Here is a 21623-nt window from a genome sequence, read left to right as displayed (position 1 = left end):
GCGGGACGGGCCCCCGGAGCAGACCGCTCCGGGGGCCCGCCCGGCCCCGGCACCCGTGCCGGGGTGGGAGCATGGATGCCATGGCCATACACCTCATCACCGGTGCCGGTTCCGGCATCGGCGCCGCCGTCGCCGACCGCCTGCACGCCCGGGGCGACGAGCTCGTCCTCCTCGCCCGGGACGCCGCCCGCGGCAAGGAGCTCACCGCCCGCTACCCCGGATCCCGCGCCCTGGTCGCCGACCTCGCCGAGCCCGAGCGCATCTCCTGGGCCTTCTCCCACCAGGCCCTGCCCGACCGGCTGGACTCCCTGGTGCACAGCGCCGGCATCGTCGACCTCGGACCCGTCGGCGAGCTCCGCCCCAAGACCTGGCACCAGCAGCTGAACGTCAACCTGGTCGCCCCCGCCGAACTGACCCGGCTGCTGCTGCCCTCGCTGCGCGCCGCCCGCGGCCAGGTGGTGTTCGTCAACTCCGGAGCCGGACTCAACGCCCACCCCGAGTGGAGCGCCTACGCCGCCTCCAAGCACGGCCTCAAGGCCCTCGCCGACTCCCTGCGCGGCGAGGAGCGCCCGCACGGGGTCCGGGTCAGCACCGTCTACCCGGGCCGCACCGCCACCCCCATGCAGGCCAAGGTGCACTCCCAGGAGGGCAAGGACTACGACGCGGCCGACTGGATCAGCCCCGAGTCGGTGGCCTCGACCGTGCAGCTCGCCCTGGACCTGCCGCGCGACGCCGAGATCCCCGACCTGACCGTCCGGCCGGGCCGGTGAGCCCGTACGGAGCGCACGGGGCCACCGGGATCGGCTCGCTGCCCGGCGGGGACGCCCGGGAGGCCGCCAAGGAGGTCACCGGGACCTTCGGCGGCTCCGAGGGCTTCCCCTACCTGCCCGAACTGCCCGCCCGCGGCCCCGGCGCCGACATGATCGGCCGCTCCCTGGGTCTGCTCGTCGACCTGTTCGCGCACGTGGAGCCCAGCGGCTGGCGGATCAGCGACCGGCCCGGCCGGGACACCCGGCGGGCCAGGTCCTGGCTGGGCGAGGACCTGGACGCCCTGGAGGAGTTCACCCAGGGCCACCAGGGCCCGCTCAAGGTGCAGGCGGTCGGCCCCTGGACCCTCGCCGCCGCCCTGGAACTCCGCGGCGGCGAGGCCGTCCTCCAGGACCCCGGGGCCGTCCGGGACCTGGCCGGATCCCTCGCCGAGGGCCTGCGCGAGCACCTCGCCGACGTCCGCAAGCGGATCCCCGGCGCCGAGGTCCTCCTCCAGATCGACGAGCCCTCGCTGACCGCCGTGCTGCTCGGCCGGGTCCGCAGCGCCAGCCGCTACCGCACCTACCGGGCGGTGGACCGGCAGGTCGTCGAGGCCACCCTGCGGGAGCTGTTCGCCGTCACCGACGGGCCGGTCCTGGTCCACTCCTGCGCCCCCGAAGTGCCCTTCGGCCTGCTCCGCCGGGCCGGCGCCACAGGAGTCTCGTTCGATTTCTCTCTGCTCACCGAGCGCGAGGACGACGCCGTCGGGGAGGCCGTCGAAGCCGGCACGAAACTCTTCGCCGGAGTGGTGCCCGGCACCGACGGCCCGTTGTCCGACCCGGGCGGTAGCGTCATGGGTGTCAGGAAGCTTTGGCGCAGGCTGGGGCTGGCCCCGGGGACTCTGGCGGAGTCCGTGGTGGTCACCCCGTCGTGCGGTCTGGCGGGCGCTTCGCCCGCCTACGCCCGTGCGGTGCAGGCGCACTGCGTCAGGGCGGCGAGATCGCTCGCCGACAACCCTGAGTGAGCGATACGGAGGATCTGGGGCATGGCAGCCGAACAGCAGGACAGCGGGGTGCCGGTCGCGGCACGCGAACAGCACGCCCTCCTCGCCGAGCAGGTCGAGGAGCACCGCTTCCGGTACTACGTGAACGACCAGCCGGTCGTGAGCGATGCCGAGTTCGACCGGCTGCTGCGCTCCCTGGAGGCCCTGGAGGACCAGTATCCGGAGCTCCGCACCCCCGACTCGCCCACCCAGAAGGTGGCCGGGGCGTACGAGACGGACTTCGCCTCCGTGCAGCACCGCGAGCGGATGCTCTCCCTGGACAACGCCTTCGACGACGAGGAGCTGGCGGCCTGGGCCGAGCGGGTGGCCCGGGACGTCGGCACCCCCGACTTCCACTACCTGTGCGAGCTCAAGGTGGACGGCCTGGCCGTCAACCTCACCTACGAGAAGGGCCGGCTGACCCGCGCCGCCACCCGCGGCGACGGCCGCACCGGCGAGGACATCACCCCCAACGTCCGCACCATCGCCGACATCCCCGACCGCCTCTCCGGAGACCGGGTCCCGGACCTGGTCGAGATCCGCGGCGAGGTCTACTTCCCGATGGAGAAGTTCGAGGAGCTGAACGCCCGGCTGGTCGCGGCCGGGGACAAGCCCTTCGCCAACCCCCGCAACGCCGCCGCCGGTTCGCTCCGCCAGAAGGACCCCAAGGTCACCGCGAGCCGCCCGCTGCACATGGTGGTGCACGGCATCGGCGCCCGCGAGGGCTTCTCCATCGACCGCCAGTCGCAGGCCTACGAACTGCTCCACGCCTGGGGACTGCCCACCGGCGGCCGCAACAAGGTGGTCTCCGGCCTCGCCGAAGTCCGCGAGTTCATCGAGCACTTCGGGAAGAACCGGCACTCGGTGGAACACGAGATCGACGGGGTGGTCGTCAAGCTCGACGAGATCCCGCTCCAGGGCCGGCTCGGTTCCACCGCCCGCGCCCCGCGCTGGGCCATCGCCTGGAAGTACGCCCCCGAAGAGGTCAACAGCAAGCTGGTCGACATCAAGGTGGGCGTCGGCCGCACCGGCCGGGTCACCCCCTACGCCCAGGTGGAACCGGTCACCGTGGCCGGCTCCGAGGTGGAGTTCGCCACCCTCCACAACCAGGAGGTGGTGAAGGCCAAGGGCGTCCTCATCGGCGACACCGTGGTGCTCCGCAAGGCCGGGGACGTGATCCCCGAGATCCTGGGCCCGGTGGTGGACCTCCGGGACGGCACCGAGCGCGAGTTCGTGATGCCCTCGCACTGCCCCGAGTGCGGGACGGAGCTGAAGGCGATGAAGGAGGGCGACATCGACCTCCGCTGCCCCAACGCCCGCACCTGCCCGGCCCAGTTGCGCGAGCGGCTGTTCTATCTGGTGGGCCGCGCCTGCCTGGACGTCAAGAACTTCGGCTATGTGGCCTCGGCCGCCCTCACCCAGCCGCTGGAGCCCGCCGAACCCCCGATGGAGAACGAGGGCGACCTCTTCTCCCTCACCCTGGAACAGCTGCTGCCCATCACCAGCTACGTCCGCGACCAGGACTCCGGCCAGCCCAAGATCGACCCCAGGACCGGCGAGGCCAAGGTGGTCACCTTCTTCGCCAACAAGCAGGGCGAGGCCAAGACCAACACCGTGGCCATGCTCGCCAACATCGAGGAGGCCAAGGGCCGCCCGCTGGCCCGGTTCATCAACGGCCTCTCCATCCGGCACGTCGGCCCGGTGGCCGCGGCCGCCCTGGCCCGCGAGTTCCGCTCGATCGACGCCATCGACCAGGCCACCGAGGAGGAGCTCGCGGCCACCGACGGGGTCGGCCAGATCATCGCCGCCTCGGTGAAGGAGTGGTTCGCCGAGGACTGGCGGCGCGAGATCATCCGCAAGTGGCGGGAGGCCGGGGTCCGGATGGAGGACGAGGTCTCCGAGGAGGACCAGGGCCCGCGCCCGCTGGAGGGGCTCACCGTGGTCGTCACCGGAACTTTGCAGAGCCACACGCGGGACGGCGCCAAGGACGCCCTGCAGAGCCGTGGCGCGAAGGTGACCGGCTCGGTGTCGAAGAAGACCTCCTTCGTGGTGGTCGGCGAGAACCCCGGATCCAAGTACGACAAGGCGATGCAGCTGAAGCTGCCCGTCCTGGACGACGCGGGCTTCGAAGTCCTGCTGACCCAGGGCCCGGAGGCCGCCCGCGAGGCGGCCCTCCCGGTGGAGGAGCAGCCGGCCGCCGAGTAGCACCGACCGGCGCCGGGGGGCACTCCGATAGCGAAGGCGAACGGATGCGCGCCGCCCGCCCCCGCGGGCGGGCGCACGCCGGGCGCGGCCGGCGGGGCGAACGGCCGGTAGCAGCCTGGCCACCGGGCGGTGACCTGTCGGATCATCGGACGGGTGACAGGGGGGTCCTGGTCCATCCTCACCCGTTCGGCGGATACCGTACTGATGACGATGGCCGGGTCGCATTCGGGTAACCGCCGCAGACTGCTGCCCCTGGGAGCCTTCCGCGTCCTACTGTTGAGGGGTGCGCCTGTCGTGCGCGGCCGCCATGGAGCGTTTTCCGGCCGTGATGGCATGGCATCGGGGCCATCACGTGGCATCGGCATCGCCGGCTGTGAGAGGGACGGGCATGAAACCCACCGAAAGCGCCGACCCGTCACCTGAATCAGGCGGGAACCACCCGTCGGTACGGACGGGCCGGCTCGGCATCCTGGGATCCGGGGCGCCCCGCAGCCGCCCGCCGGACACCGGGACCGCGACCGGCGGCTGGCGATCCGCCCTGCCGCACGCCGTCGTCGGCCTGGCCGGCGTGCTCCTCCTGCTCGCCCTCACCGACGCCCTGAGCGACCGTCAGCCCCTGTTCCCCGGCGGCACGGCGGGCTGGGCCCTCGCCCTGCTCACCGGCATCATCGTCGCCCACCTGGTCGCCCTCGGCCGGGACCGCTGGTGGGGCGGCACCGGGTCCGGCGCCGCCCTCACCCTCGGCGTCCTCCTCCTCTACGGCAGGCTGCCCGCCGGACTGGTCTCGCTCTCCGTGATCCTGCTGGTCGGCGCCGCCCGCCGGCGCCGCTGGCGGCAGGGCCTGCTGCACGGCTCCGCCGACATCATCGGCATCGCCGCCGGGGCGCTGGTCCTCGACGCCTTCGGCCGGACCCCCAGCGTGCGCACCCCCTGGGGCCCCGCAGAATGGGGCGCCTCCGCCGTCCCCCAGGTGATCCTGGCGGCCGTCTGCTATCTGGCCGTCACCCGGGTGCTGCTCTGGCTGGCGCTGGCCGCCCGGGACGGGGGACTGCCCACCATCGCCCGGACCGCCCTGCTCCGGCAGGCCTTAGTCGCCGCAGCCCTGCTCGGGATCGCCCCGCTGATCTGTGTGGTCGCCGTCCACCAGCCGGTGCTGCTGCCGCTGTTCGCGGTCCCCCTGATCGCCCTGGACTCCACCCTCTGGATCGCCCGCGCCCGCGCCGAGGAGCAGCTCAGGGATCCGCTCACCGGCCTGCCCAACCGGCAGTGGCTGCTGGAGCGCGCCTGGTCCGCCCTGGACGAGGCCGAACGTTCCGGCACCCGGTCCGCGCTGGTCCTCATCGACCTCGACCGCTTCCGCGCCGTCAACGACACCCTCGGCCACCTCGCCGGGGACCGCCTCCTCCTGCAGATCGCCGAACGCCTCCGCCAGGCCCTCCCGCCGAAGGCCGAGGCCGCCCGGCTCGGCGGCGACGAGTTCGCCGTCCTGCTCCCCACCACCGACTCCACCACCAGCGCCCAGCGGGTCGCCCGCCACCTGGTCGCCGAGCTCGGTTCCCCCCTCGACCTGGACGGCCTCACCCTGGTCCTGGAGGCCAGCGCCGGACTCGCCGTCTTCCCCGACCACGCCCTGGACGCCGAGGGCCTGCTCCGCCGCGCCGACGTGGCCATGTACCAGGCCAAGCGGGACCGCACCGGGGTCGAGGTCTACGAGTCCAAGCGGGACAGCAACACCCCCGACCGGCTCGGCCTCCTCGGCGACCTGCGCCGGGCCCTGGACGCCGGCGAGGTGGAGCTCCACTACCAGCCCAAGGTCCGCTTCGACGGCCATGTCGCGGGCCTGGAGGCCCTGGTCCGCTGGGTGCACCCGGAGCGCGGCCGGGTCCCCCCGGACGAGTTCATCGCCATCGCCGAGACCTCCGGGCTGATGCCGCACCTCACCGAGTACGTCCTGGAGACCGCCCTCGCCCAGGTCGCCCGCTGGCGCGCCCAGGGACTGAAGGTCCCGGTGGCCGTGAACGTCTCCCCGCGTGACGTGCACACCCCCGGCTTCGCGGGCGCCGTCGCCGCCCGGCTGGCCCGCCACGGGGTCCCGGCCGGCGCCCTCCAGCTGGAGATAACGGAGCACGTGCTGCTGGAGGACCCGCAGCGGGCCGCCGACACCATGGCGGGCCTCACCGGCCACGGGGTGAAGATGTCCCTGGACGACTTCGGCACCGGCTACTCCTCCCTGGTCCATCTGCGCCGCCTCCCGGTCAGCGAACTGAAGATCGACCGCTCCTTCGTGGCCCGGCTCGCCGTGGACGCCCAGGACGCCGAGATCGTCCGCTGCACCGTGGACCTGGCCCACTCGCTGGGCCTGCTGGTCGTCGCCGAGGGCGTGGAGGACGACGAGACCTGGGAGCGGCTGCGCGACCTCGGCTGCGACGCCGTCCAGGGCTGGCTGGTGGCCGCCGCGATGCCCCCGCAGGAGGCCACCGCCTGGCTGCTGGCCCGGGGCGAACGCGGCTGGCGCCGGCCGGCCGACATCACGGCCGAACTGACGGACTCCCCGGCCCCCTGACCGGGGGCCCCGACCGGGGGCCCGGACCGGGGGTGGCGGATCCGTTTCACGGGTCCGGGGCCCGGCCCCATAGGATTGGGGCCGGACCACCTACCCACCCACCCCCAGAGGATCGCTGCATGCCTGGCATCACGCGCGAGGAGGTCGCCCACCTCGCCCGTCTGGCCCGTCTGGAACTGGCCGAAGGCGAGCTCGACCACTTCGCCGGACAGCTCGACGACATCATCGGCGCGGTCGCCCGCGTCGCCGAGGTCGCCGACCAAGACGTCCCGCCGACCTCCCACCCGCTGCCGCTGACCAACGTCATGCGCGCGGACGAGGTCCGTCCCTCGCTCACCCCCGAGCAGGCGCTCTCCGGCGCCCCTGCACAGGAGCAGCAGCGTTTCAAGGTGCCGCAGATCCTGGGGGAGGACTAATCATCATGACCGAGATCGTCAAGCTCACCGCCGCCCAGACCGCCGAGAAGATCGCCTCCGGCGAGCTCACGGCCGTCGAGGTGACCGAGGCCCACCTGGCCCGGATCGAGGCCGTCGACGAGAAGGTGCACGCCTTCCTGCACGTCGACCGCGAGGGCGCGCTGGCCCAGGCCCGCGCCGTGGACGCCAAGCGCGCCGCCGGCGAGAAGCTCGGCCCGCTGGCCGGCGTCCCGCTCGCCCTGAAGGACATCTTCACCACCGTCGGGGTTCCGACCACCGTCGGTTCGAAGATCCTCGAAGGCTGGATCCCGCCGTACGACGCCACCCTGACGCGCAAGCTGAAGGAGGCCGACGTCGTCATCCTCGGCAAGACCAACATGGACGAGTTCGCCATGGGGTCCTCCACCGAGAACAGCGCCTACGGCCCCACCGGCAACCCCTGGGACCTCACCCGGATCCCCGGCGGCTCCGGCGGCGGCTCCTCCGCCGCCCTGGCCTCCTACCAGGCACCGCTGGCGATCGGCACGGACACCGGCGGCTCCATCCGCCAGCCCGCCGCCGTCACCGCCACCGTCGGCGTCAAGCCCACGTACGGCGGGGTCTCCCGCTACGGCATGGTGGCCTTCTCCTCCTCCCTCGACCAGGGCGGCCCCTGTGCCCGCACGGTCCTGGACGCGGCCCTGCTGCACGAGGTCATCGCCGGCCACGACCCGCTCGACTCCACCTCCATCGACGCCCCGGTCCCGCCGGTCGTCGAGGCGGCCCGCAACGGCTCGGTCGCCGGGATGCGCGTCGGCGTGGTCAAGCAGTTCGCCGGTGAGGGCTACCAGGCCGGTGTGGTCCAGCGGTTCAACGAGTCCGTGGAGCTCCTCAAGGAGCTGGGCGCCGAGATCGTCGAGCTGGACTGCCCGTCCTTCGACCTGGCGCTCGCCGCGTACTACCTGATCGCCCCGTCCGAGGCCTCCTCGAACCTGGCCCGCTTCGACGCCATGCGCTACGGCCTGCGCGTCGGGGACGACGGCACCCGCTCCGCCGAGGACGTCACCGCCCTGACCCGCGAGGCCGGTTTCGGCCCCGAGGTCAAGCGCCGCATCATCCTCGGCACGTACGCGCTCAGCTCCGGCTACTACGACGCGTACTACGGCTCCGCCCAGAAGGTCCGCACCCTCATCACCCAGGACTTCGAGAAGGCCTTCGAGTCCGTGGACGTGATCGTCTCCCCGACGACCCCGACCACCGCCTTCCCGATCGGCGAGCGCGCCGACGACCCGATGGCGATGTACCTCGCGGACCTGTGCACCATCCCGACCAACCTGGCCGGCAACTCCGCCATGTCGCTGCCCTGCGGCCTGGCCCCGGAGGACGGCCTGCCGGTCGGTCTGCAGATCATCGCCCCCGCGATGAAGGACGACCGCCTGTACAAGGTGGGCGCCGCCGTCGAGGCAGCCTTCGTCGCCCGCTGGGGTCACCCGCTGCTGGAGGAGGCACCGTCGCTGTGAGCGCACTGACCAAGGCCAAGGGCTTCAAGAAGTCGAAGTCCGGCACCTACCTGTCGATCGGCACCACCGCTTTCGGTGCCTTCAGCGTGATCAAGCAGGTCCGCAAGGCCCGCACGGAGCACGACACGCTCCAGCTGGTCGACGCCGTCGTATCCGCCGCCGCCATCGTCACCGGTCTCGCGATCCTGTACCGCGAGCTGAAGCGCCTCGGCGACGACGACGTCCTGCTGGGCTGAGAGGGAAAGTTCCACCGTGACTGTCACCGAACTGCTGTCCTACGACGCGGCACTCGCGTCGTACGACCCCGTCATGGGCCTTGAGGTCCACGTCGAACTGGGCACCCGCACCAAGATGTTCTGCGGCTGCTCGACCGAACTGGGCGCCGAGCCCAACTCGCAGACCTGCCCGGTCTGCCTGGGCCTGCCCGGCTCCCTGCCCGTGGTCAACGCCATCGGCATCGAGTCCGCGATCAAGATCGGTCTCGCGCTGAACTGCGAGATCGCCCAGTGGTGCCGCTTCGCCCGGAAGAACTACTTCTACCCGGACATGCCGAAGAACTTCCAGACCTCCCAGTACGACGAGCCGATCGCCTTCAACGGCTACCTGGACGTCCAGCTGGAGGACGGCGAGGTCTTCCGCGTGGAGATCGAGCGCGCCCACATGGAGGAGGACACCGGCAAGTCGACGCACGTCGGCGGCGCCACCGGCCGCATCCACGGCGCGTCCCACTCGCTGCTCGACTACAACCGGGCCGGCATCCCCCTCATCGAGATCGTCACCAAGCCGATCGAGGGCGCCGGCGCCCGCGCCCCCGAGGTCGCCAAGGCGTACGTCGCGGAGCTCCGCGAGGTCATCAAGGCCCTCGGCGTGTCCGAGGCCCGGATGGACAAGGGCCAGATGCGCTGCGACGTCAACCTGTCGCTGCGCCCCAACGGCACCGAGACCTTCGGCACCCGCAGCGAGACCAAGAACGTCAACTCGCTGCGCTCGGTCGAGCGCGCGGCGCGCTTCGAGATCCAGCGCCACGCGGCCGTCCTCACCTCCGGCGGCTCCATCGTGCAGGAGACCCGGCACTTCCACGAGGAGGACGGCTCCACCACCTCCGGCCGGATCAAGGACAACGCCGAGGACTACCGGTACTTCCCGGAGCCCGACCTGGTCCCCGTCGCCCCGGCCCGCGAGTGGGTGGAGGAGCTGCGCGCGGCCCTCCCCGAGATGCCGCGCGTCCGCCGCAACCGGCTCCGCGAGGAGTGGGGGGTCAACGAGCACGACATGCAGTCGATCCTCAACGCCGGCGCCGTGGACTCCATCGTCGCCACCATCGAGGCCGGCGCCGACCCGGTCGCCGCCCGCAAGTGGTGGATGGGCGAGCTGGCCCGCAACGCCAACGAGCAGGGCGTGGTGGTCGACGAACTGCCGATCACCCCGGCACAGGTCGCCCGGCTGTCCGCGCTGGTCGCCGAGGGCTCCCTCAACGACAAGCTGGCCCGCCAGGTCATCGAGGGCGTCCTCGCGGGCGAGGGCGGCCCGGACGAGGTCGTCGAGAAGCGCGGTCTGAAGGTCGTCTCGGACGAGGGCGCGCTCGGCGCGGCCGTGGACGAGGCCATCGCCGGCAACCCGGCCATCGCGGACAAGATCCGCGGCGGCAAGGTGGCGGCGGTCGGCGCCCTGGTCGGTGCGGTCATGAAGACTACCCGCGGCCAGGCCGACGCGGCCCGCGTGAAGGAGCTCATCCTGGAGCGCCTGGGCGTCTCCGAGGGCTGACCGCTCCCGGCTCCGCCGTACGACGAGGGCGCCCCCTCCGGTTCCGTACCGGAGGGGGCGCCCTCGTTCGTGCTCGGCGCTCCCTGCGCTCCCTGCGCTCCCTGCGCTCTCAGCGCTTGAGGATGGGGGCCGCGATCACCGCGCTCCCCTCCTTGCAGCTCTCCTCCACGCGGATCCGCAGCCGGAGCGCGTCCTTGATGTTCAGGGTGCGGCTGACCGGCCTGCCGAGGTGCACTTCCTGGGAGAACAGGGCCGGCTGCTCGTCCACGGCGATCGTGATCCGCGCCTTGTCGATGTTGGACCCGTCGTCGACGCCCGCTGTGAACTCCAGGGTCTTCCAGGAGCGGTTGAGGTCGAACTCGATGGTGGTGCCGTAGTAGCAGTCGCCGACGAAGGCCGCGCCGTACTCCTTGGTGTTCAGCTTGGCGGCGGTGACCTCGAAGCGGTCCAGCCCGTCGATCGGGGACAGCACGGTGAGGTCGGCCAGGTTGCTGTCCTTGACCTCGCCGGGAGGCGTCGGACTCGGTGATCCGTCACCCTCCTCGTCGGCCTCCGAAGGTGTCTCCGAAGGTGTGTCCGAGGGCGTCGGGGTGGGCGTGGGGGACGGCGAGGGGGACGGGTCCGAGGAGGCGGTGGGCGCGGTCGGCTTGTCGCCCGCCCGGCTGTCCTTGTCCCGGTCGGAGAGCAGCGACAGGGCGAAGGCCCCGCCGGCGATCAGCGCGACCGCCACCGCGGCGGCCAGCACGATCCGCCCGCGCTTCCGCTTCTTCGGCGGCCGGGTCGTGCCGGCCGGGGCCTCCGCCGAGGAGACGGTGGCCGGTCCGCTGTCCGCCGGCGGGTACGGGCTGCTGTACGCGGCCGTCGGCGGCGGACCGAACCCCGCCGGGGCCCTCACCGGCTCCGGCTCGGGTTCCGGCTCGGGCTCGGGCTCCGGCGGCCGTACGGGCAGCGCGACGGGCTCCGGACGCGATACCGGGACGGGCGGCGCGGTCGGCGGCATCGCGGGGGGCGCGGTGGGCGGTGCGGTGGGCGGTGCGGCCGGGACCACCGGCCGGTCCGCGGGCGGCGGCGGCACCAGCGGGGCCACCGCCGGCGGCGGCGGGACGGCCGCCGCCCGGGGCGCGTCCTGCACCGGCCGCGAGGTGGAACCGGTGGTGGACACCACCGCGTGCCGCAGGTCCTTCATCCACGAGGCCAGGTTGATCGGCCGCTTGGTGGGCTCGCCCGCGCAGACGGCCGCGATCCGGGCCCGCTGCTCCGCGTCCAGCACCGCGATCTGCGGCAGCGAGGTCAGCGCGTCCGCCAGCTGGCCGGGGGAGGGCGGCGGGGACTCCCCGCTGAGCAGGAAGTAGGCGATGGCCCCGAAGGCGTACCGGTCGGTGCCCGGGCTGCGCTTGCCGTCGAAGACCTCCGGCGCGGCATAGCCCGGGGTGAACCAGACCTCCGCGGTCTGGTGGTCGGCGGTCAGCTTGGACAGCCCGAAGTCCACCAGGGTGGCCTGGCCGTGCGCGTCGACCATGACGTTGCCGGGGGACAGGTCGCCGTGGACCACGGTCCGCCCCGACGGGGTGGCGCGCCCGGAGTGCAGCCAGTCGAGCACGTCGGCGAGCTGCTCCAGGGTGCGCATCACCTCACGGCGCTCGGCCGCCGTGGCGAGGGTGCGCTCGGCCCGCCAGTCGCGCAGGTCCAGCCCGTCCACATGGTTCATCACCAGGACCAGGGCACGGCCGGTGATGGTTCCCGACTCCCCGGGGCGGTGGATCGGCGGCCCCTCGAAGTGCTCGCGCACCCCGACGACGCCCGGCCGGTGCACGAACCGCAGCAGCTCCGCCTGCTCGTTCCACTTCAGGCTGACCCGCTCGAACACGTCGGGCGTCATGGTCGTCTTGGAATCCAGCACCTTGACGACCACCGGCTCGACCCCGCCCGCCAGCTGGATCTCGGCGAGATAGAGGACGGCCTCACCGCCGCGCCCGATGGACCGGAGGAGCCGGTACCGGTCGGGCGCGGAGTCCGGGCCGATGTGCAGATCCTGGCTGGCCAACTGATTCCCCCCAGTGGTTCAGCGAAATGATGGAGGGTCAGCCTAGCGTTCAGCGAGCCGAGTTGAGGAAGTCGGTCCAGCTGTCGGGAGACACGGTGAGCACCGGCCCGTCGGTGACCTTGGAGTCGCGGACGTGCACGGCGGCAGGGTGCGCCGCGACCTCGACGCAGTCACCTCCGGTGTCGCTGCTGTGGCTCGACTTCCGCCAGTGGTAGGCGATCTCGACGCAGTCGCCGCCCTCGTCGTTGCTGTAGCTCGACTTGAACCAGGCCAGTTGGTGCGTCATGACTCTCCTAGCAGGTCATCCAGCAGACCCCTGGTCTCCTCGATGGAGAGGGCCTGGGACCGCAGGATCCCATATTTGAGGTGCATCCGATGGACCGCGTCGGGGTCGTCCTGGAGGAAGCCGACGCCGTGGCCTTCGGTGTAGGCGAGCTGCTCGTGGTCCTTGGTCTCCAACAGCACCATCGGTCCGGTGAGCGAGGCGTGTGTGACGCGGTGGGTGGGGATCACCTGGATGTCCACGAAGGGGAGTTCACACATCTCCCGGAGGTGGCGGAGCTGCCCTCGGAGCACCTCGGGTCCGCCGACGGGGCGTTCCAGGATCACCTGTTCCAGGATGAAGTGCATCATCGGCGGGCGCGGCTTGCGGGTGAAGATGTCCTGACGGGCGAGCCGTTGGGTGGTGTGCTCCTCCGCCTCCTCCTCGGTGAACGGCGGGTAGTGGCAGCCGAAGACCGCCGCCGCGTACTCGGGGGTCTGGAGCAGTCCGGGGATCAGATGGTTCTGGTACGACTGGAGGCTGATCGCCGTCCGCTCATGGGTGATGTACTCGATGGCGTAGGCCGGGTACCGCTCGCGCTTGGGGACCTTGCCCAGGGCCAGGGTCAACGCGCCCTGGGTCCCGAACAGTTCGTCGAGGGTAGCGGCCATGCGCGGTTGCAGGAGGCGGCGGCCCTGTTCCATCGAGGCGATGGTCTCGTCGTCCACGTGCAGGTACTCGGCCAGGGTGATCTGGGTGTAGCCCGCCTGCCTGCGGAAATGTGCCGCCAGGGTGCCGATGATCACCCAAGAGGGGTTCCGCAGTGGCTTGTTGGTGTCTGCCATGTCCGGTCCCTTCCCCTCCGGGGGCATGGCTGACGCCCCGTCGACCCGTACGTCGCCCGTACGGAAAGGGTTCCGTGGCCGAGCATCCTGGAGTCTAGGTTAGGCTGACCTAACCAACGGGATCGGGTGAGGGTGAAGGGGAGGCGGGCCATGGCGGTCACCAAGGGCTGGGAGGGCGTGGTCCTCAGACTGCTGCGCGGCAAGGACTTCCGCTTCACCGTCACCGGCGCCGAGGACGTCACCGCCGACTACCGCCGGATCCACTTCAGCGACGGCGGGCTGCTCGCGGCGGCCGGGGACTCCCTGCACCCCACCATGTGGGTGCGGCTCTGGTTCCAGGCCGACGGAAAGCCCCACCAGCGCGCCTACACCCTCGTCGACCCCGATCCGGCGGCGGGCACCTTCTCCCTGGAGTTCGCCCTGCACCAGGGTGCGGCCAGCCACTGGGCGCGCACCGCGCGGGCCGGCGACAGCATCGAGGCCACCGTCCACGGCACGGGTTTCAGCCGGCCCCGGCCCGACCCGGCCCGTCTGCTGGTGATCGGCGACGCGGCCTCGCTGCCCGCCGTGAACTCCCTGCTGGACGCCTATCCGGAGACTCCGGCCACCCTCTGGTTCGAGACCCAGCACGTCTCGGACGAGGAGCTGCCGATCCGGCTGGACCCGGCCCGGCACGAGATCCGCCGCACCCCGCGCGAGCGGGACGGCGCCGCCCTGGTCGAGCGGGTCCGGGCGGAACTCCCCGCGCTGGTCGCCGATCCGGCGACCGCGTACGTCTGGCTGGCCTGCGACACGGCCACCACCCGCGCCCTCACCGGGTATCTCCGCAAGGACCTCGGCCTGCCCAAGCAGCGGGTCAACAGCCTGGGCTACTGGCGGGCCACCCCGGCGGCGTAGCACCGCGGCGCTCGGTCCTCAGGCGCCGACCGTGCCGTCCACACCCTCGCGCAGGAAGTCGGCGTGGCCGTTGTGCCGGGCGTACTCGTGGATCATGTGCAGCATCACCAGCCGGAGCGAGGCGTCCTCGCCCCAGCTCTTCACGTACGCGGTGACGTCGAGGGACTCCGCCTCCGCCTCGATCCGGCGGGCGTGCGCCACCTCCGCCTCCCAGGCGCCGAACGCCTCCTCGCGGGTGGCGGCGGAGGCGTCGTAGGCGGCCTGGAAGTCATGGCTGTCCGACCACAGGTGGGGGAGTTCCTCCCCGGCCAGCGTGCGGCGGAACCAGTGGCGCTCCACCTCCGCCATGTGCCGGACCAGGCCCAGCAGCGACAGCGCGGAGGGCGGCATCGACTTCCGGCGCAGTTCCTCGTCGCCGAGGCCCTCGCACTTCATGGCCAGGGTGGCCCGGTGGTAGTCGAGGAAGGCCCTCAGGGTCTCCCGTTCGTCTCCGGTCAGTGGCGGTCCGGTGCGTTCCATGCCCGCGATCATGCCCCGCCCTTCCCCCCGGCGGAACCCTTCCGGTCCTGTCGGGCGGCGCCCCGCCGGGCCGCTCGGAGGAGCCCGCGGGTGGCGCGGGTCTTCCGGTGCTCGGTGCCCAGGGCGCGTTCATGGCCGGCGAGGGTCCTTTCCGGCAGGGGCAGCGCGAGGGCCGCCCGGCCGGTGCTCAGGTAGGCGACGGCGAGGTTCTCGGCTGAGGAGAGGGTGTCGGAGTGGTCGGGCCCCAGCACGCGTTCGCGGCCTGCCAGAACGCGTTCGAGCGGCGCGATCGCCCGCTCGGGATCGCCCGAGTTGTTGTAGGTGGCACCCAGGTTGTTGCAGGCGGTCAGGGTGTCGGGGTGGTCGACGCTGAGCAGCCTTTCGCGGTCGGCGAGGAGATGTTCGTACAGGGGGATGGCCCGGGCGAAGTCCCCGATCTCCTGACAGGCGATGCCCAGGTTGTTCCGGTTGGTCAGGGTGTCGGGATGGTTGCTGCCGAGGGTGCGCTCACGGTCCGCGAGGTTCCGTTCCAGGATCGGGATGGCCGTCGCGGGATCGGGGGCGTCGCTGTGCCCTCCGGCCAGATGGCTGCGGGCGTTGAAGGTGCCCGGATGGCCGGGGCCCAGGACCCGCTCGCGGTCGGTGAGGGTGCGCTCCAGCAGCGGAATGCCCCGGGTGGAGTCGTCGGCCGACAAGTAGGCCGCGGCCACCGACTGTTGGGACGTCAGTGTGTAGTGGTGGTCCGGACCCTCGGTGCGCAGGAAGTCGGCGAGCGACTGTTCGAGCAGCGGGAGGGCGCGGGTGAGGTTTCCGGAGTACTGGCAGGCGAGGGCGATATCGGCGCGGACGTGGAGAGCCGCGTGGCTGTCGGGCTCCTGGAAACGCTCCGTGATCTCCAGGGCCCGTTCGGCGTGTGCCAAGGCCGCACCGTAGGAACCTCGTTCATGCCGGAACGCGCAGATCCGGCGGAGGAGTTCTCCGGTGTCGGCGGATTCCGTGGCCGCCGGAGTGTGGTCGGTGTGGGCGATGCCGTGGGGGAGGAGGGCGAACCAGGCCGGCCAGGATCCGGGATCGTGGATCTCGGTCGGCAGCGCCCTGAGCAGGGCGCGTTCGGCGGTCTGCCGGGCCGAGGCGATGTCCTTCGGGCGGCGGTGCGGGTCCCGGGGGTCCGGGGTGCGGGCCAGGGCCTGGACCAGGCGGTGCATGCCGAGGGCGCCGTCCCGCTCGGTGACCATGCTGTAGGCGGCGAGTCTGCCCAGTGCCCGGTCCAGGAGCCCGCGGACGTCCCGGGGGTCGTGCACGTTGTCCAGGACGACGAGCCAGTCCCGGTGCGAGCCGAGCCACCGCAGGGCCCACTCCCGCAACTCGTCCGATCCCGTCCCGACGGTGCGCAGCACCACCGGGACGGACCGCCAGGGCGAAGTCCGCCAGACCGCGGTCCAGTGCCTCCGCGGACTCCGCGGTGATCCACCACTGCGGGGAGCAGCTGGAGCGGGTCCGGGCCCAGTGGGCGGCCAGGGTGGACTTGCCGACCCCGCCGAGGCCGTGCACCGCCTGCACGACGACCTCGCCGGAACGGGCGAACGCCTCGTCCAGCCGGGCCAGGTGCTCCTCGCGGCCGACGAACCCGTGCGGGTGCGGGACGTTGGTCAGGTCCGCCGGGGCCCGGACCTCCGCGACGTCCCCGAAGGCCTCGGGAGGGAGCACCGTGGTGTGCACGGAGGTGGCGTATTTGACGTCCCGGCCGGCGGTGATGGAGCCGTGGTCGGCGGATATCAGGGGCCGGTCCGCGGCCCGGGTCGGCTCGTCGGCCCGGAACGGCTGCCCGGCCCGGGACGGCTTCCCGGCGGGCTCGGTCCGGGTGCGGGCGGTCCGCTTCGGCTTACGGCGGCCCATCAACGGCTCTTTCTGGCCCGGGAGTTCTTGACGTTCCCGCTCGCCGCGATCGATCCGGAATCCGCGGTCGGCCCGGCAGGGTTCGCAGGGTTCGCAGGGTTCGCGGGCTGGGCCGACCCGGCCGGTCCGGTGTCGGTGGCCGAGGAGCCCTCGACATGGCCGCCCGCGGCGATCGAACCCCGGCGGGCCGTCGGCGCGGACTCCTGGTCCGGCTGCCGCCGCTGCCGGAGGTGGCCCACCACGGCCAGCACGAAACCCGCCCCGCTGAAGAACAGGCTCAGCACACTGCTCCACTTGTCCGCCCGGCCCAGCCCCACCAGGGCCAGACGGCCAGCGCGACCACCCCGACTGCCGCGCCCACCCAGCGCATCACTCGCCACGACGACGTCATGGAGGCATCATTCCTGCGCCGGGCACCCGTCATGCCCCCTTCCGGCCGATTGGTACCGAGCCCGGCCCGGGAGGTCCCGGGAACCCCTCCGGCCCTCCGGCACGTCTGCGGGGACATGCCACAGAACGCGATCGCCGGCCCGCCCGACCGGGCTGCGGGCCCTCCCGGGCCGCTACGGCAGCTGCTGCTCTTCGGGCTGCTCCAGGCCCGGTGCTGCGCCTTCGCCGCCGCCCTGGTCCTCGGCATCGGAGCCTCCGCACTGCTGCCCGAACTCCCGGTGGCCCGCTACGACCTGGTCCTCCTCTACGGGATCGCGTTGACGGTACTGGCCCGCCGGGCCGGCTGGGACACCGCCCGCGACACCGCGGTGATCGCCGCCTGCCATCTGGTCGGACTGCTCTTCGAACTGGTCAAGGTGCGGATGGGTTCCTGGGTGTACCCCGAGGAGGCCCTGACGAAGATCGCCGGAGTGCCGCTCTACGGAGGTTTCCTCTACGCGGCGGTCGGCAGCTACGTGTGCCGCGCCTGGCGGCTGCTGGGCCTCTCCCTGGACGGCTACCGGCCGCGCCCGATGGCCGTCCTGGCCGGCCTGGTCTACCTCAACTTCTTCACCCACCACTGGCTGCCCGACCTCCGCTGGCCGCTGGCCGCGGCGATGCTCCTCGCCCTGTGGGGCACCTGGGTGCACTACCGGGTGGGCGGGGTCCGCCACCGGATGCCGCTCGCCCTGGCCTTCGTACTGATCGGCTTCTTCCTCTGGGTGGCGGAGAACGCGGCCACCTACGCGGGAGCCTGGAGCTATCCGGACCAGCTGGACGGATGGCAGCCGGTGCCGCTCGCCAAGTTCGGCGCGTGGGCGCTGCTGATCAGCGTCACCTTCGTCATCGCCGCCCGGCCGGCCCGCTACGTGCCGGAGGGCGCCGTCGCCGTCCAGACGTACGGCACCGTCACGTCCAGCGCGGTGAAGCCCAGCCGCTCCAGGATGGGCCGGCTCTGGTCGGAGGCGTCGACCTGGAGGTAGGGGATGCCGCGCTCGGCGGCGATCGCGGCCCGGTGGGCGACCAGCGCGCGGTAGATGCCCCGGCCCCGCCACCGCGGGTCGGTGCCGCCGCCCCACAGTCCGGCGAAGGCCGCACCGGCCGGCATCTCCAGCCGGGCCGCGCTCACCGGCCGTCCGCCGTCCGCCACGGCCACCACCGCGGCCAGTGTCTCCGGCTCCTCGGCCAGCCGGGCCAGGATCTGCGCGTGCAGCCGGGGGAGCCGCTCCCCGAACGCCGCCTCGTGCGCGGCCATCATCAGCTCCACCCCGGCGGCATCGGTGACCGGCACCAGGGACACCCCCTCGGGCAGCACCGGCCCGGCCGCCCCCGCCACCAGCTCCGCCACCAGTTCCGGCACCGGCGCCACCATCAGCGTCTCCGACGGCTCCGGGACCAGCCCGGCGGCGGCCAGCCGGGCCCCCAGATCGGCCGGCCGGTCCCGCCCGTACAGCTTCCACTCGAACTGCCCGCACCCGCGCCCCGCGAAGAACCCCACCTGCTCGGCGATGGCGGCGTCCGCCGTCTCCTCCGTCAGCCCCGACCAGAGGACCGCGTTCCATCCCTGCCCGTCCGCGACCTGCCGGACCACCTCCCCGGCCCGCTCCACCGCGGCCCCGCTGCCCTCGGCCCGCGCCCCCCGCCGCATCTCCGCGTCGTACCGCTCACGAACCGCCCGTACCTCTTCGTCACCCATGGTCATCCGACCACCCGACCACCGGCCCCGCGACGGCCGCAACCCGATTTCCCGCGCCGCGCCGGACGGCCGCCCTGCCCGGGTACAAGGTCCCCGATTCCTGGCAGGGCTGTGACGGTGCACACGAAACGGACCGACGATCACCGATCGCTGAGATCCTGCGCGGTGTAGACCACCCGGGGAGACCCTCCGGGGGCACATGCGTTCAAGCGTTCTGCGTCGGGCCGTCCCCGGTGAAGATCCGAACCACCAGGGAGCACGTTCCGTTGGCCGCACTCGCCCGCTGGTGCCTGCGGCACCGCCTCGCCACCGTCCTGCTCTGGCTGCTCGCCCTCGGCGCCACCGGCCTCGCCGCGACCGGCGCCGGAGCCGCGTACTCCACCGACTACGCGGTGCCCGGCACCGAATCCGGCCGGGCCGCCGACCTCCTCCGGGAGGGCTTCCCCGGCCAGGGCGGCGACACCGACACCGTGGTCTGGCGGACCCCCGAGGGGCAGACCGCCCGCACCCCCGCCGTCGAACGGCGGATGGCCGCCGCCCTGGACGGCATCGCCCGGCTCCCCGGCATCGGCTCGGTCGCCGGCCCCTACGCCCCCGAAGGCGCGGCCCAGATCAGCGCCGACGGACGCACCGCCTACGCGGTGGTCACCTTCGACGAGCCCGCCGACGCCGTCCCCACGGCACAGGCCCGGGCCGTCATCGACACCGCCAAGAACCCGCGCACCGAGACCGACGGCCTCCAGGTGGAGCTCGGCGGCCGGGCCATCGGACTCACCGAGGCACCCAGCGCCCACCTCGCCGAGGCCGTCGGGGTGGCCGTCGCCGCCCTCGTCCTCTTCCTCGCCTTCGGCTCCCTCGCCGCCAGCCTGCTGCCCATCGCCACCGCCCTGGTCAGCGTCGGCACCGCCTACGCGGGCATCACCCTGCTCGGGCACGCCATGCCGGTCGCCGACTTCGCCCCCATGCTCGGCACCCTCGTCGGGCTCGGCGTCGGCATCGACTACGCGCTGTTCATCGTCACCCGGCACCGGCAGGGCCTCAAACGCGGGCTGCCCGTCGAGGAGGCCGCCCGGACCGCCGTCGCCACCACCGGCCGCGCCGTGGTCTTCGCCGGCGCCACCGTCTGCATAGCCCTGCTCGGCATGCTGGTGCTGCGCCTCGACTTCCTCGACGGGGTCGCCCTCGCCGCCTCCCTCACCGTGGTCCTCACCGTCGCCGCCTCGGTGACCCTGCTGCCCGCCCTCCTCTCCTACATCGGCCCCCGCGCCCTCTCCCGCCGGGAACGCCGCGCCCTCGCCGAGCACGGCCCCCGCCCCGAAGGCCCCACCGGGTTCGCCGCCCGCTGGTCCGCGTTCGTGGAACGGCACCCCAAACTCCTCGGAATCCTCGCCACCCTGGTCATGGCGGTCCTCGCCCTCCCCACCCTGGGACTCCACCTCGGCACCTCCGACCAGGGCAACAGCCCGGCCTCCTCCACCACCCGGCAGGCCTACGACCTGCTCGCCGAAGGCTTCGGCCCCGGCACCAACGGCCCGCTCGCCGTGGTCACCCGGCTCGACGGCCCCGAGGACCGGGCCGCCCTCGGCCGGCTCGCCGAGGGACTGCGGAACGCCGAGGGCGTGGCCTCCGCCGGTCCGGCCGTGGTCAACCGGGCCGGGGACACCGCCGTCCTCACCGTCGTCCCGGACTCCGCCCCCCAGTCCCGGGCCACCAGCGAACTCGTCGACCGGCTCCGCGCCGAGGTGATCCCGGAGGCCACGACGGGCACCGGCCTGCACCCGCACGTCGGCGGGGTGACGGCCGGCTACGACGACTTCGCCGAGGTCATCGTCGGCAAGCTGCCGCTGTTCGTCGGCGTGGTCATCGCCCTCGGCTGCGTCCTGCTGCTGCTCGCCTTCCGGTCCATCGGGATACCGGTGAAGGCGGCCGCCATGAACGTGGCCGCCGTCGCCTCCTCCTTCGGCGTGGTCATCGCCGTCTTCCAGTGGGGCTGGGGCAGCGAACCACTGGGCCTGGGCAGCGCCGGCCCGATCGAACCCTTCCTCCCCGTGATCATGGTCTCGGTGCTGTTCGGACTGTCCATGGACTACCAGGTGTTCCTGGTCAGCCGGATGTACGAGGAATGGCTGGAGACCGGGGACAACCGGCGGGCGGTCCGGGTCGGCCTCGCCGAGACCAGCCGGGTCATCAACTCGGCCGCGGTCATCATGATCTCCGTGTTCCTCGCCTTCGTCCTCAGCGGGGACCGGCTGATCGCCATGTTCGGCATCGCCCTGGCCGCGGCGGTCGCCCTGGACGCCTTCGTGCTGCGCACCCTCCTCGTCCCGGCCCTGATGCACCTGCTGGGCGGCGCCAACTGGTGGCTCCCGTCCTGGCTCGACCGCCACCTCCCCCGCATCAGCATCGAACCCCCCACACCCCCCGCCCCACCCACCCCCGAGTCCCCCCACCACCCCGCCGAACCTCCCTCGGCGGTGGCGGACGTTTCGTGACGTGCACGAGGGCGGGGCGGGTGTCACCCGAGGTGGCGCTGCCGCGTCCGGTGGTCCAGGTGCAGCAGGTACCGCTCCAGAGTGCGTCCGGCCTCGGCGACGTCGTCGGGGGCAGGTCCCTTCGCCTTGGCGGCGGCGAAACCCCGGAGACGTCGACGGCAGTGTCGGCTGCCCTCCAGGCAACGGTTGCCGCGATCTCGGCCGGAACGGGAAGGTGCCGGTAGTTGTCCTTGAGCAGGGCGTGAACGCGGTCGCAGAGCCGCAGGGCCGTGGCGCGGACCTGCTGGCAGGCCTGCACGCTCGGCGG

Annotated in this window: 18 protein-coding genes; 11 read left to right on the top strand and 7 right to left on the bottom strand. The window is 72.8% G+C overall.

Annotated elements, in window-relative coordinates:
• The first annotated feature begins 80 nt into the window (after positions 1–80).
• The 8 genes from ACZ50K_RS07355 to gatB all read left to right on the top strand — a co-directional run bounded on the left by ACZ50K_RS07355 (position 81) and on the right by gatB (position 10236).
• Positions 81–770, top strand: coding sequence for an SDR family oxidoreductase (locus ACZ50K_RS07355; RefSeq protein WP_468898654.1), 690 nt, complete (start codon positions 81–83; stop codon positions 768–770).
• Positions 767–1771, top strand: coding sequence for a methionine synthase (locus ACZ50K_RS07350; RefSeq protein WP_468898651.1), 1005 nt, complete (start codon positions 767–769; stop codon positions 1769–1771). Before ACZ50K_RS07355 ends, ACZ50K_RS07350 begins: the two co-directional genes overlap by 4 nt.
• A 21-nt stretch (positions 1772–1792) precedes the next feature.
• A complete protein-coding gene (ligA, locus tag ACZ50K_RS07345; protein WP_468898649.1) occupies positions 1793–3994 on the top strand; it encodes an NAD-dependent DNA ligase LigA in 2202 nt (733 codons plus the stop codon).
• A gap of 388 nt (positions 3995–4382) precedes the next feature.
• Positions 4383–6557, top strand: coding sequence for a putative bifunctional diguanylate cyclase/phosphodiesterase (locus ACZ50K_RS07340; RefSeq protein WP_468898646.1), 2175 nt, complete (start codon positions 4383–4385; stop codon positions 6555–6557).
• A 119-nt stretch (positions 6558–6676) separates the two neighbouring features.
• On the top strand, positions 6677–6973 hold the full coding sequence (gene gatC / locus ACZ50K_RS07335) for an Asp-tRNA(Asn)/Glu-tRNA(Gln) amidotransferase subunit GatC (protein ID WP_468898643.1): 297 nt from the start codon (positions 6677–6679) through the stop codon (positions 6971–6973).
• A 5-nt stretch (positions 6974–6978) separates the two neighbouring features.
• Positions 6979–8472, top strand: a complete 1494-nt coding sequence (gene gatA, locus ACZ50K_RS07330) for an Asp-tRNA(Asn)/Glu-tRNA(Gln) amidotransferase subunit GatA (protein WP_468898638.1) — start codon at positions 6979–6981, stop codon at positions 8470–8472.
• Positions 8469–8708, top strand: a complete 240-nt coding sequence (locus ACZ50K_RS07325) for a hypothetical protein (RefSeq protein WP_468898635.1) — start codon at positions 8469–8471, stop codon at positions 8706–8708. The genes gatA and ACZ50K_RS07325 overlap by 4 nt, the downstream gene beginning before the upstream one ends.
• A gap of 16 nt (positions 8709–8724) precedes the next feature.
• Complete coding sequence (gatB, locus tag ACZ50K_RS07320; protein WP_468898633.1) at positions 8725–10236, top strand: Asp-tRNA(Asn)/Glu-tRNA(Gln) amidotransferase subunit GatB; 1512 nt, start codon at positions 8725–8727, stop codon at positions 10234–10236.
• 109 nt (positions 10237–10345) lie between these two features.
• Here gatB and ACZ50K_RS07315 read toward each other — a convergent pair whose 3' ends face one another.
• From ACZ50K_RS07315 to ACZ50K_RS07305, 3 genes are read right to left on the bottom strand one after another with little or no spacing between them, the layout of a single operon-like run.
• Positions 10346–12280, bottom strand: coding sequence for a protein kinase domain-containing protein (locus ACZ50K_RS07315; protein ID WP_468898631.1), 1935 nt, complete (start codon positions 12278–12280; stop codon positions 10346–10348).
• Between the two features lie 49 nt (positions 12281–12329).
• On the bottom strand, positions 12330–12566 hold the full coding sequence (locus tag ACZ50K_RS07310; RefSeq protein WP_468898628.1) for a DUF397 domain-containing protein: 237 nt from the start codon (positions 12564–12566) through the stop codon (positions 12330–12332).
• Positions 12563–13387: a helix-turn-helix domain-containing protein gene (locus tag ACZ50K_RS07305; RefSeq protein ID WP_468898626.1), complete on the bottom strand. Its 825-nt coding sequence runs from the start codon at positions 13385–13387 to the stop codon at positions 12563–12565. Before ACZ50K_RS07305 ends, ACZ50K_RS07310 begins: the two co-directional genes overlap by 4 nt.
• Before the next feature lie 150 nt (positions 13388–13537).
• Between ACZ50K_RS07305 and ACZ50K_RS07300 the strand changes: the two genes are divergently transcribed.
• Positions 13538–14284, top strand: coding sequence for a siderophore-interacting protein (locus ACZ50K_RS07300; protein ID WP_468898624.1), 747 nt, complete (start codon positions 13538–13540; stop codon positions 14282–14284).
• Positions 14285–14302: 18 nt separating this feature from the next.
• On the opposite strand, the gene ACZ50K_RS07295 is transcribed toward ACZ50K_RS07300, so the two are convergent.
• The 3 genes from ACZ50K_RS07295 to ACZ50K_RS07285 all read right to left on the bottom strand — a co-directional run bounded on the left by ACZ50K_RS07295 (position 14303) and on the right by ACZ50K_RS07285 (position 17079).
• Positions 14303–14803, bottom strand: a complete 501-nt coding sequence (locus ACZ50K_RS07295) for a DinB family protein (RefSeq protein ID WP_468898621.1) — start codon at positions 14801–14803, stop codon at positions 14303–14305.
• 8 nt (positions 14804–14811) lie between these two features.
• Positions 14812–16200, bottom strand: coding sequence for a tetratricopeptide repeat protein (locus ACZ50K_RS07290; protein WP_468898619.1), 1389 nt, complete (start codon positions 16198–16200; stop codon positions 14812–14814).
• Positions 16201–16698: 498 nt separating this feature from the next.
• Complete coding sequence (locus ACZ50K_RS07285) at positions 16699–17079, bottom strand: hypothetical protein (RefSeq protein WP_468898617.1); 381 nt, start codon at positions 17077–17079, stop codon at positions 16699–16701.
• A gap of 126 nt (positions 17080–17205) precedes the next feature.
• On the opposite strand from ACZ50K_RS07285, the gene ACZ50K_RS07280 reads away from it, so the two are divergent.
• Positions 17206–18111, top strand: a complete 906-nt coding sequence (locus tag ACZ50K_RS07280) for a DUF817 domain-containing protein (RefSeq protein WP_468898614.1) — start codon at positions 17206–17208, stop codon at positions 18109–18111.
• Here ACZ50K_RS07280 and ACZ50K_RS07275 read toward each other — a convergent pair.
• On the bottom strand, positions 17994–18824 hold the full coding sequence (locus ACZ50K_RS07275) for a GNAT family N-acetyltransferase (RefSeq protein WP_468898611.1): 831 nt from the start codon (positions 18822–18824) through the stop codon (positions 17994–17996). The genes ACZ50K_RS07280 and ACZ50K_RS07275 overlap by 118 nt on opposite strands.
• A gap of 266 nt (positions 18825–19090) precedes the next feature.
• Between ACZ50K_RS07275 and ACZ50K_RS07270 the strand changes: the two genes are divergently transcribed.
• Positions 19091–21316, top strand: a complete 2226-nt coding sequence (locus tag ACZ50K_RS07270; RefSeq protein WP_468898609.1) for an MMPL family transporter — start codon at positions 19091–19093, stop codon at positions 21314–21316.
• Positions 21317–21623 lie beyond the last annotated feature (307 nt).

It is taken from the genome of Streptomyces sp. NPDC033845, from assembly GCF_055576225.1.
The sequence above is the reverse complement of the archived record's forward strand: the minus strand, read 5'-3'. Positions and strand labels throughout refer to the sequence as shown.

What these genes read in the sequence shown, in the direction of transcription:
- ACZ50K_RS07310 (WP_468898628.1), bottom strand. Translation starts at nt 12,566, where the DNA reads ATGACGCACCAACTGGCCTGGTTCAAGTCGAGCTACAGCAACGACGAG.
- gatC (WP_468898643.1), top strand. Translation starts at nt 6,677, where the DNA reads ATGCCTGGCATCACGCGCGAGGAGGTCGCCCACCTCGCCCGTCTGGCC.
- ACZ50K_RS07295 (WP_468898621.1), bottom strand. Translation starts at nt 14,803, where the DNA reads ATGGAACGCACCGGACCGCCACTGACCGGAGACGAACGGGAGACCCTG.
- ligA (WP_468898649.1), top strand. Translation starts at nt 1,793, where the DNA reads ATGGCAGCCGAACAGCAGGACAGCGGGGTGCCGGTCGCGGCACGCGAA.
- ACZ50K_RS07305 (WP_468898626.1), bottom strand. Translation starts at nt 13,387, where the DNA reads ATGGCAGACACCAACAAGCCACTGCGGAACCCCTCTTGGGTGATCATC.
- ACZ50K_RS07355 (WP_468898654.1), top strand. Translation starts at nt 81, where the DNA reads ATGGCCATACACCTCATCACCGGTGCCGGTTCCGGCATCGGCGCCGCC.
- ACZ50K_RS07340 (WP_468898646.1), top strand. Translation starts at nt 4,383, where the DNA reads ATGAAACCCACCGAAAGCGCCGACCCGTCACCTGAATCAGGCGGGAAC.
- ACZ50K_RS07300 (WP_468898624.1), top strand. Translation starts at nt 13,538, where the DNA reads ATGGCGGTCACCAAGGGCTGGGAGGGCGTGGTCCTCAGACTGCTGCGC.
- gatA (WP_468898638.1), top strand. Translation starts at nt 6,979, where the DNA reads ATGACCGAGATCGTCAAGCTCACCGCCGCCCAGACCGCCGAGAAGATC.
- ACZ50K_RS07275 (WP_468898611.1), bottom strand. Translation starts at nt 18,824, where the DNA reads ATGGGTGACGAAGAGGTACGGGCGGTTCGTGAGCGGTACGACGCGGAG.
- ACZ50K_RS07280 (WP_468898614.1), top strand. Translation starts at nt 17,206, where the DNA reads ATGCCACAGAACGCGATCGCCGGCCCGCCCGACCGGGCTGCGGGCCCT.